We start from the raw sequence: 9,319 nt of genomic DNA, 5'->3' as shown, positions 1-9,319 counted from the left end.
AAGTCTCGCTGCCCTCCCCTGAAGGGGAGGGCGTAGGTTGTTAACCCGGAATGCCGCTGATCGACTTCACTTCCATGAAATCCTTGAGCCCGAACACGCCGCCTTCGCGGCCGTTGCCCGACGCCTTGTAACCGCCGAACGCCGCGCCCGGGCCGGGGCCCCAGGCGTTGACCGCGACCATGCCGGCGCGCAGCTTCGGTGCCACGTCGGCGGCCTTGGCGGGATCGCCCGAGATCACCGCCGACAGGCCATATTCGGTGTCGTTGGCGATATCGACGGCTTCGTCGAGGTCGCCATAGGCCATGATCGTCGCGACGGGGCCGAAGATTTCCTCGTTGGCGATGCGCATGTCGCGGGTGACGCCCGAGAAGACCGTCGGCTTGATATAATAGCCGCGATTGACGTTCGACGGCAGGCCGGTGCCGCCGGTCTCCAGCGTCGCGCCTTCGTCGATCGCCGACTGGATCAGGCTCTGGATCTTGTCGAACTGCGCCTTGTTGACGACGGGGCCGATATGGCCGCCTTCGCTCATCGGATCGCCGACCGAAGTGCCGTCGAACATCGCCTTGATGACGCCGACCGCTTCGGCCTCGCGGTCCTTCTGGACGAGGATGCGCGTCGGCGCGATGCAGCTCTGGCCGGTGTTGACCAGCACGCCTTGTACCGTCGGCGGCAGCACCGCGGCGAAATCGGCGTCGGGCAGGACGATGTTCGGCGACTTGCCGCCGAGTTCCTGATGGACGCGCTTGACCGTGTCGGCCGCCGCCTTGGCGACGAGGATGCCGGCGCGGGTCGAGCCGGTGAAGCTCACCATTTCGATGCCGGGGTGCGCGCTGATCGCGTTGCCGACGGTCGGTCCGTCACCCTGGACCAAGTTGAACACGCCCGGCGGCACGCCGGCGGCGTCGAGGATTTCGGCGAAGATCGTTGCATTGCCGGGGCATTCTTCCGACGGCTTCAGAACCATACAGTTGCCGGCGGCCAGCGCGGGCGCGACCTTGAGCGCGATCTGGTTCAGCGGCCAGTTCCACGGCGTGATCATGCCGACGACGCCGATCGGCTCGTATGCGATGATGCCCGCGGCATATTTTTCGGTGAAGGCGAAGTCCTTCAAAGCCGCGATGGTGCCGAGGAAGCCGCCGATACCCGCGCCGACCTGCGCCGTGCCCGCGAAGCTGACCGGCGCGCCCATTTCCGATGCCATCGATTTGGCGAGGTCGGGTGCGCGTTTCTTATATTCCTCGACGATGCGGTTCAGCAGCGCGAGCCGCTCTTCGCGTGTCGTCTGCGACCAGCTTTTCAGCGCTTCGCGCGCGGCGACGACGGCGTCGTCGACGTCGGCAGCGGTTCCGAGGACGATCGTCGAGGCGGCTTCTTCGGTTGCCGGATTGATGACGTCGTGCGGCTTGCCGCCCTTGCTGTCGACCCACTGGCCGCCGATGTAATTCTGCTTGAGGTGCGTTTCGGTGCTCATGTCCTGTCTCCCATCGGCGGTGGATCCGTCTCGGATTGCTACCTAATCACTGTGCCTGATGAATCAAGCGCGGCCAACTGCCAAAGACGGCAGTTTAGCGCTTTTCAGCAGAAAGCCGTGACATCAGGATGGCAGCGCGCGTTGCTTGGCGCGCGATGCTGGGGATGTCGACCGCTTCGCCCGGCGCATGGTCGCCGGTCGAATGGGGGCCGAGTCCCGCGAGTCCGTCGACGTCGGCTGCAACAAAGCTGATGTCGCCTGCGCCGCGCTTGAGCGGATCGAGCGGCGCCATTTCGGCAAGGCCGAGGTCGCGGTTCACGCCGTTGAGTTTCGTGAGCAGCGCGCGGTTGCCGTCGGTCGGCGCCATCGAGGGATAGCCGCCGGGGTCGAAGGCGATCTTTGCATCGGTGCCGGGGGCATGCTCGGCGACGATCGACGCCATCTTCGCCTTCACCCGCGCGATCTGCTCAGGCGACAGGGCGCGCAGGTCGCCGCGCGCGATCGCGATCGGGGCGATGATGTTGGTCTTGCCATTTACGGTGGCGCGGATGCCGCCCGCGTCGAGCTCGGCCTGTTGCCCGCCGGCGATCAGCCCGACGTTGAAGGTGAGGTTGGGTTCGGGAAGCTCGGTGCGAAAACGCGCGATGATTCGAGTCAATTCATAGATCGCACCGTCGCCCGCAGCGGCGCTGAAGATACCCGAGCTGTGCGCGCTCTTGCCCGTCGCAGTGACCGTCCAGCTGTCGGAAGAGCGCCGCGCGACCGATCCCATGTCGGCCCCCCCCGAATCTCCTGGGCCATCGCGAACGAGCCCCTCGAAATCGAGCGCGACGTCGCTGCGCTTGCCCGCGGCGATCAGGTCGGCGCGCGCTTTCTCGATCGGGCTGCCCGAATCCTCCTCGTCGCCGGTCATGTGGATTTCGATATTGGCGTCCTTCAGCGTCCCCGCCGTCTGCATCGCGCGCAGCGCCGCGACGATCACGACCATGCCGCCCTTGTCGTCGCTCGCGCCGGGCCCCTCTCCCATATCGCCCTTGCGGGTGAATTTCTGAAAGGGCGAGTCGGGTTCGAAGACGGTGTCGAGATGCGCGATCAGAAGCAGGCGCTTGGTGGCGGGGTTGCCGGCATGGGTGGCGATCAGATGGCCCGCGCGGCCGGTATCGGTCATCGGCTTCCACTCGACCTTGAAGCCGAGGGGTTCGAGTTCGGCGCGCATCATCTGCCCGACCTTCTCCACTCCTTCGAGATTGAGCGAGCCGCTGTTCTGGTTGACGAGTTTTTCGAGCAGCGCGAGGCTGCGTGCCTGCTCGGCCGCGACCGTCTTTGCCATGGCGCTTTCAGCCCTGCTGAGCTTCGCCTGCGCGGCGGGCGCGAGTGCGAGATGAAGGGCGACAAGGGCGGCAAGCGGCAACGATTTCATGGGGAAGACTCCTGTGGACATCGCCCTTGTGACGCCTCCACTTCGCTGCCGCAAGCCGTCAACCTGGGTAGGGCGTTTCTTTCAGCGGCCGGGCAAGAAAGCCGCAGCGCGAGGCTCAGGTTCCTTGGCGAACCATGAAAATGTTGCCACCGAGGCCGACGAGGAAGAGGTTGCCCGCGCTGTCCTCTCCGAAGGACGCGACCTGGTTGATCGTCCCGGCGTCGGGCGCGAAATCTTCGTTGCGCCGCGCAAAGCGCGAGGATGCCAGGGTCTGACCCGGGACAAGGCTGGAGAAAGGGACCGTCCAGATGTTGCCAGAGATGAAGTCGGTGAAGACATATTGGCCCTGCAGCGACGCGACCGGCCCGCGGTAGACATAGCCGCCGGTCACGGTGGCGCCCTGGCGCGGGCCGTTGCCGCGGAAATATTCGGCGACCGGATTGGTCAAGCCGCCCGGCGCCGTTCCCGAAAATGCCTGGGTGCCTTCGCGGAACGGCCAGCCGAAGTTCAGCGCCGGCTGCGCCGTCGTCACCATGTCGATCTCTTCGACCGCGTTTTGGCCGACGTCGCCGATCAGCAGCGTCGATCCGTTGAACGACGCCCGGAAGGGATTTCGAAGGCCGTAAGCGTAAATATAGGGGTCGCCGCCGCCCGCAAGGAAAGGGTTTCCGGGCGCCGGGCTATAGCTGCTGCCGCCTGCTCCGACTGCGAAGCGCAATATCTTGCCGAGCCGCGAATTCAGGTCCTGGGCGTTGGCGAGGAGATTGCCGTCGCCCACCGCGACATAGACATGACCATCAGGGCCGTAGCCGATCCAGCCGCCATTGTGATTGTTTCCGCCCGGGTGGGGGATGTTGAGCACCGTGTCGTAGCTGGTCGACGAATTAGGCTGACTGAGCGTGTAACGCCGCACCTGCACCGCGCCGTTCGTAGCGGTTGCGACCGCGAACAGCCGCTGCGATGATGCGTGGTCGGGGTAGGCGACGAGCCCCAGCAGCCCGCGCTCGCCGTCGGTCGAGATGTCGGTGATGTCGAGCACCAGCGTCCGGCTGCCGTTGGCGGGGTCGAAGCGGTACACATTGCCGCCCTTTTCGACGACATAGACACGGCTGTCGCCAGGGATGGGGGCGACGTAGAGTGGCTGGTCGAAGCCGGTGCCGACACGCACCACCGCGATGCCTTCGCGGCTGTTGGTGACGGTGACGTTGACCGTCTGTGTCGCGCTGGCTTGTCCATCGCTGACGCGGAGCTGGACTGCATAGACATTGTCGCCATCGGCGTCGCCGGGCAGGTCGTAATCGGGCGCTTCATTGAAGCGGAGCGCGCCGGCGGCAGTGATCGAGAAGCGCGCCGTGTCGGCGCCACCGTCGATGGAAAAGATCAGCGTGTCGTTATTGGGATCGGTCGCGGTCGCCTGATAGGCGGCGGCGGTGTTCTCGGCGACGCTGGCGGTCTGGAGCGAGGTGAAGGTTGGCGGTGCGTTGTTGGCGGGTGGCGGGGTGCCGCCGCCTCCGCTTCCGCCGCCGCCTCCGCACGAAGCCAGAATCAACGGGGTAAGGGCAGCAAAAACGCGCATCCGCATGAGAAACAAGCCTTTCGAAATCGAAGGGACCCTGCATGCAGCCTGCCATCCATCTGCAGGGTCCGCAACCTCGCTGATTTACCAACATATATATAAGCATTGACGGCCTCAGGCGGGTTCCTTGGCGCCCTGGGAATCGTCGGGTTCGGCCAAGACGTCGCGGGTGATTTTCTGCCGATCAGATGCGCCGCGCGCGGAATTGCCGCCGGAAACCAAAAGAGAAAAGGCGCCCGGTTCCCCCGAACCGGACGCCCTCCCTTGGTGTTGCTGATCCGGTCGGATCAGGCGCTGTAGTACATGTCGAATTCGACCGGGCTCGGGGTCTGTTCGACGCGATAGACTTCGTCCCACTTCAGCTCGACATAGGCTTCGATCTGATCCTTCGAGAACACGTCGCCCTTCAGCAGGAAGTCGTGGTCGGCCATCAGCGAGTCGAGCGCTTCGCGCAACGATGCGCAGACGGTCGGGACTTCGCTCAGTTCCTCGGGCGGCAGGTCGTACAGATTCTTGTCCATCGGGTCGCCCGGATGGATCTTGTTCTGGATGCCGTCGAGCCCCGCCATCAGCAGCGCCGAATAGCAGAGATAGGGGTTCGCCATCGCGTCGGGGAAGCGGAATTCGACGCGCTTCGACTTGGCGCCTGCACCGTACGGGATGCGGCACGACGCCGAACGGTTGCGGCTCGAATAAGCGAGCAGCACCGGGGCTTCGAAGCCGGGGACGAGGCGCTTGTAGCTGTTCGTCGTCGGGTTGGTGAAGGCGTTCAATGCCTTGGCGTGTTTGACGACGCCGCCGATGAAATAGAGGCACATGTCCGAAAGGCCGGCATAGCCGTTGCCGGCGAAGAGCGGCTTGCCCTTTTCCCAGATCGAGATGTGGGTGTGCATGCCGCTGCCGTTGTCGTCCTTGATCGGCTTCGGCATGAAGGTCGCGGTCTTGCCATAAGCATGCGCAACCTGGTGCACGACGTACTTGTAGATCTGCATGCGGTCGGCGGTTTCGGTGAGCGTGCCGAAGGTCAGGCCGAGCTCGTGCTGCGCGGCGGCGACTTCATGGTGATGCTTGTCGCACGGCAGGCCGAGTTCGAGCATCGTCGAGACCATTTCGGCGCGGATGTCGACGGCGCTGTCAACGGGAGCGACGGGGAAATAGCCACCCTTGGCGCGCGGACGATGACCGAGGTTGCCGCCTTCGTAAGCGCGGCCGGTGTTCGTCGGCAGCTCGATGTCGTCGATCTCGAAACCCGACTTGTTGTAGCCGGTTTCGAAGCGGACATCGTCGAACATGAAGAATTCGGCTTCGGGGCCGACATAGACGGTGTCGCCGATGCCGGTCGAGGCGACATAGGCTTCGGCGCGCTTCGCGGTGGTGCGCGGGTCGCGGGCATAGCCTTCGCCGGTCGAGGGTTCGACGATGTCGCAGAAGATGACGAGCATCGGCGTCGCCGAGAAGGGATCGTCATAGACGGCGTCGAGGTCGGGCTTGAGGATCATGTCCGACTCGTTGATCGCCTTCCAGCCTTCGATCGACGAACCATCGAACATCAGGCCGTCTTCGAGCTCGTCCTCGCCGAGGACCGAGGCGACCATCGTCAGATGCTGCCACTTGCCCTTGGGGTCGGTGAAGCGCAGGTCGACCCACTCGATGTCGTTTTCCTTGATCCGCGCGATGATATCCTTGGGCTTCGTAGCCATCGTCTATGCTTCCTTCTTGCGAAATGGTCCGGCGTGCCGGGGATTGTCGGGTTTTCGATAAGTGCGAGCGATTAAAGCGCGTCCTCGTTGCGTTCGCCGGTGCGGATGCGGAGCGCGGTCTCGACCGGCATGACGAAGATCTTGCCGTCGCCGATGCGGCCGGTCTGCGCGGCGGCGGCGATTGCCTCCACGACGCGTTCGGCCATCGAATCCTCGACGATGACCTCAAGCTTCACCTTGGGCAGGAAGTCGACGACATATTCGGCACCGCGATAAAGCTCGGTGTGACCCTTTTGCCGGCCGAAACCCTTGGCTTCGGTGACGGTGATGCCGCTGACACCGACTTCGTGCAGCGCTTCCTTCACTTCGTCGAGCTTGAACGGCTTGATGATCGCCTCAATCTTCTTCACGCTTTTCGTCCCCCTTTGGGCTGGTCGCCGCTCCTTGCGCGTCGAGCCGGATCAGGCGTGCCTGGTCCGGTCTGCCGTCGAGTCGGTGCGATGTCCCGCCATCTTGCACCAATCAAAAGCCGTGCCAATTGGCGAATCGCGGGGTTTTGGTAAGAAATTTGAAACGAAAACCCGCCGCTGCCCAAAGGGTGGGCAGCGGGGCGGTTGTGGTGCCTAAAAAAGCGGCAGGTGGCGGCCGATAAAGCCCCTCCTCTTCAGGGGAGGGGTTGGGGCGGGGGCTCGCGGCGTTGCGCAAGGCCGCTGGCCCCCACCCGCTGCGACTAAGCCAGCAAGCTGGCCAGTCTCGCTGCCCTCCCCTGAAGGGGAGGGCGTAGCAAGGGTTCAGCGCCCCATCGGCGCCGCGGAGTCCGCCAGATTGGCCTTGGTCCAGTTCGACCGCTCGATGACATAGGCGCGAATCGCCTCGGCATCGGCGGGTGTGAGCACGTTGGCAAAGCTCACCATGCCGCGGTCTTTCAGCGCGCCGCCGATGACGACGCCTTTCCACGCATCGGCGTTGGCGAGCGTGCCCGAGACGCGGAGGTCGGGGGTGAAGCCGTTGCCGATCGCGCTGTCGCCGTGACAGACGATGCAATAGCGGCCGAAACTCGCCTTGCCCGCCGCGACCTGCGCCGGCGAGGCGGTCATCGGGGGCGGGTTCCAAGCGAGCGCCGCCGAGGATGGCGGGGCGGGGAGCTTCACCGTGCCGCCGATCTTGAGTACGATGAGGCGCGGGATGTTCGGGATCTTGCGGGTCGCGCCGCCTGCAACCCCGGCGACGAGCGGGAAGGCGCCGCCTTTGCTCGTCTGGAAGGCGATGTACTGCACCCCGCCGACGCGAAAGGTCGAGGGCGCGCTGACGATCCCCGACTGCATATCGAGGTCGAGCAACTGCTTGCCGGTGTCGGCGGTATAGGCGCGGAAGCGGCCGAGGCTGGTGCCCTGGAAGACGAGGTTGCCCGCGGTGGTCATCGTGCCGCCGTTCCATGCGGCGGGATGATCGACCGCCCAGGCGACCTTGCCGGTGCGCGGGTCGAAGGCGACGAGGCGGCCGGTGGTCGCGGCGACCGCGGCGCGGAATGCCGCCTTGTCGTCGGGCAGCATCGTGCCGGTCAGCGTCGTCCCGATGTTGAAGCCGACGACCTTGCGGCGGTCGAGTTCGGTCATGTCGGCGAGATAGCCCTGCGGGATCTGTTGCGCTGGAATGTAGACGAGGCCGGTTGCGGGGTTGTAGCTCATCGGATGCCAATTGTGCGCGCCGAGCGCGCCGGGGATCGCGATGAAGGGTTTGCCGGTCTTGTAGAAGCGCGAATCCGCCGTCTCGATCGGGCGCCCGGTCGCCATGTCGTAACCCGTCGCCCAGTTGATCCCGTCGACGAAGGGTTTGGCGTCGATCAGCTTGCCGTCATTACGGTCGATCGTGAAGAAAAAGCCGTTTTTCGGCGCGTGGTAGAGCACTTTGGTTGGCTTGCCGTTCACCGCCTGCTCGGCGAGGATGATCGGCTGGGTCGCGGTATAATCCCACGTCTCGCCGGGTGTTTCCTGATAGTGCCACTTATACTTGCCGGTCGAGGCATCGAGCGCGACGACGGCGGAGAGGAACCAGTTGTCGCCTTCGCCATTCGAGCGCGTGCCATGGTTCCACGGATTGCCGTTGCCGACCCCCAGATAGACCTGGTCGAGATCCTTGTCGTAGACGATCGCGTCCCACACGGTGCCGCCGCCGCCCGAGGTCTGCCACTCGCCCTTGTCGGACCAGGTCGCGTTGGCCTTGCTCGCGAAGATGGCGTCGGATGCCGCGCCGTCCTTCGCCTTGGTCGGGTTGGGCGCGGTGTAGAAACGCCAGCGCTCCTTGCCGGTGTCGGCATCGTAAGCGGTGACATAGCCGCGCACGCCGAACTCGGCGCCGCCGTTGCCGATCAGCACCATATCCTTCACGACGCGCGGCGCGCCGGTGATCGTATAGGGTTTCGACGTGTCGAAGGTCTGCGTCGACCACAGCTCCTTGCCGGTCTTCTTGTCGAGCGCGATCAGCCGGCCGTCGAGTGCGCCGACGAAAAGCTTGTCGCCCCAGACGGCAACGCCGCGGTTGACGACGTCGCAGCAGGCCGAAACCGCGCGCTCGCCGGGAACCTTGGGGTCGAATTTCCACAAGGATTTGCCGGTCGCGGCGTCCCATGCGCTGACTTTCGACCAGGCGTGGGTGACGTACATCACGCCGTCGACGACCACGGGCGTCGCTTCCTGCCCGCGCGCATCGTCGAGGTCGGCGGTCCAGGCGATGCCGAGGGTGCCGACATTCTTGTCGTCGATGTCGGTGAGCGGGCTGAAGCGCTGTTCGTCGTAACTGTAGCCGATGCCGCCCCAATCGTCGCCGTTGCCGCCGGTCTTGAGCAGGGTCTCGCTGGCTTTCTCGGCATCGTCGAGCGACCCGCCGCCCGATATGCTATCATTCTTCGATGCGTTGCATGAAGCCAGTGCCAGTGCCGCGCAGCCCAGTAGCGCGGCCGTCCAGACCCGTTTCGCCATCCCTTGCTCTCCCGTTCGACGCCTATGCTTGACGTTAACGTCAAGACTGCGCGCGAAGGGGGGCGGGTGCAAGGGGGAATATGGGGGGTGGAGAGGGGGCTTCTATCCTCCCCCTTGATGGGGGAGGCAGCGAGACTTGTCAGCTTGCTGGCTAGTCGCAGCGGTGGGGGT

General features: G+C 64.8%; 6 protein-coding genes. All 6 read right to left on the bottom strand.

The features are described from left to right. Positions 1 to 40 precede the first annotated feature (40 nt). The gene (locus ACREBX_RS02230; protein ID WP_431560125.1) at positions 41 to 1,474 is read right to left on the bottom strand and encodes an aldehyde dehydrogenase family protein; all 1,434 of its coding nucleotides are present in this window, start codon (positions 1,472 to 1,474) and stop codon (positions 41 to 43) included. A gap of 94 nt (positions 1,475 to 1,568) precedes the next feature. Then, complete coding sequence (locus tag ACREBX_RS02225; protein WP_431560124.1) at positions 1,569 to 2,894, bottom strand: M20/M25/M40 family metallo-hydrolase; 1,326 nt, start codon at positions 2,892 to 2,894, stop codon at positions 1,569 to 1,571. A 115-nt stretch (positions 2,895 to 3,009) separates the two neighbouring features. Beyond that, positions 3,010 to 4,476: a PQQ-dependent sugar dehydrogenase gene (locus ACREBX_RS02220; protein WP_431560123.1), complete on the bottom strand. Its 1,467-nt coding sequence runs from the start codon at positions 4,474 to 4,476 to the stop codon at positions 3,010 to 3,012. A gap of 281 nt (positions 4,477 to 4,757) precedes the next feature. Next, the gene (glnA, locus tag ACREBX_RS02215) at positions 4,758 to 6,170 is read right to left on the bottom strand and encodes a type I glutamate--ammonia ligase (protein ID WP_431560122.1); all 1,413 of its coding nucleotides are present in this window, start codon (positions 6,168 to 6,170) and stop codon (positions 4,758 to 4,760) included. A gap of 71 nt (positions 6,171 to 6,241) precedes the next feature. Then, positions 6,242 to 6,580 carry a P-II family nitrogen regulator gene (locus tag ACREBX_RS02210; protein ID WP_431560121.1) on the bottom strand — a complete coding sequence of 113 codons (339 nt, stop codon included), beginning with the start codon at positions 6,578 to 6,580 and terminating at the stop codon, positions 6,242 to 6,244. Between the two features lie 381 nt (positions 6,581 to 6,961). Beyond that, complete coding sequence (locus tag ACREBX_RS02205; RefSeq protein ID WP_431560120.1) at positions 6,962 to 9,148, bottom strand: PQQ-dependent dehydrogenase, methanol/ethanol family; 2,187 nt, start codon at positions 9,146 to 9,148, stop codon at positions 6,962 to 6,964. Positions 9,149 to 9,319: the final 171 nt, after the last annotated feature.

Origin of the sequence: Sphingopyxis sp. (assembly GCF_050725655.1) — a bacterium.
In the GTDB taxonomy this organism is placed as follows: Bacteria; Pseudomonadota; Alphaproteobacteria; order Sphingomonadales; family Sphingomonadaceae; genus Sphingopyxis.
The sequence above is the reverse complement of the archived record's forward strand: the minus strand, read 5'-3'. Positions and strand labels throughout refer to the sequence as shown.

Excerpts from the sequence above, each read along its gene's own strand:
- ACREBX_RS02230 (WP_431560125.1), bottom strand. The coding sequence starts at position 1,474 with ATGAGCACCGAAACGCACCTCAAGCAGAATTACATCGGCGGCCAGTGG.
- ACREBX_RS02220 (WP_431560123.1), bottom strand. The coding sequence starts at position 4,476 with ATGCGGATGCGCGTTTTTGCTGCCCTTACCCCGTTGATTCTGGCTTCG.
- ACREBX_RS02205 (WP_431560120.1), bottom strand. The coding sequence starts at position 9,148 with ATGGCGAAACGGGTCTGGACGGCCGCGCTACTGGGCTGCGCGGCACTG.
- glnA (WP_431560122.1), bottom strand. The coding sequence starts at position 6,170 with ATGGCTACGAAGCCCAAGGATATCATCGCGCGGATCAAGGAAAACGAC.
- ACREBX_RS02225 (WP_431560124.1), bottom strand. The coding sequence starts at position 2,894 with ATGAAATCGTTGCCGCTTGCCGCCCTTGTCGCCCTTCATCTCGCACTC.